The following is a 659-nucleotide window of genomic DNA, read 5'->3' as shown; positions in this document are numbered from 1 at the left end:
CTGGGGGTGACGCCCAGTGCGCGATCGGCCTGCGCCAGCCGCATGGCCGTGCGCGCCTGCTCACGCCCGCCTCGGCGCGCCGACCTCATTCCCCAGGCCCCGCCAGTCAGCAGGGCGCTAGTCAGGAGCAGGACGCCCGTCGTGGCGACCGGAGGGAGCCACGGTGGGCAGACGGTGGCGGCGCCGTCGGCAAGGCCGATCAGGGCGAGCTGACCAGCCAGGGCCATGAGGCCCGCCACCAGGCCTCCCAAGGAGGAGCGGGCGGCGAACAGCGCCTGGCAGGCGCAGACCATGACGAGCAGGACGAGGAGGTGGAAGGCAGCCAGCCCCAGCCTGCCCTGGGAGGCGAAGTGCCCGGTCCCGCCCGTGAGCAGGATTGTCACCGGAGCCAGGAGCAGGCCCACCAGGCCGGCCAGGGCGTGGTCCCGACGGCGACCGCGAGGCGCCACGGGGATCCCGCCACCGGGAGTCAGAGGGGCCGGGGCGCCGTCGGAGGAGTACGTCATGCTCACGGGCGCGAGCCTAGCGGCCTGCCGGCAGCTCAGGGCGGCCCCTTAGTCTGAGCGCGTGAGCCCGGACCTTGCCTCCCACCCCCAGGCCGTGATCGAGGCCCTCGCAGCCCTGGCTGGCCAGCCGCGCGTGCGCCAGGCGCAGGAGGC

At 75.1% G+C, this 659-nt stretch carries 1 pseudogene; it reads right to left on the bottom strand.

What is annotated here, in order from left to right:
• Positions 1-506, bottom strand: a pseudogene (locus HMPREF0058_RS11475) (hypothetical protein); the annotation flags it as partial.
• Positions 507-659: the final 153 nt, after the last annotated feature.

This window comes from Actinomyces urogenitalis DSM 15434, from assembly GCF_000159035.1.
Lineage (GTDB): Bacteria > Actinomycetota > Actinomycetes > Actinomycetales > Actinomycetaceae > Actinomyces > Actinomyces urogenitalis.
This window is presented reverse-complemented; position numbering and strand designations above follow the sequence as displayed.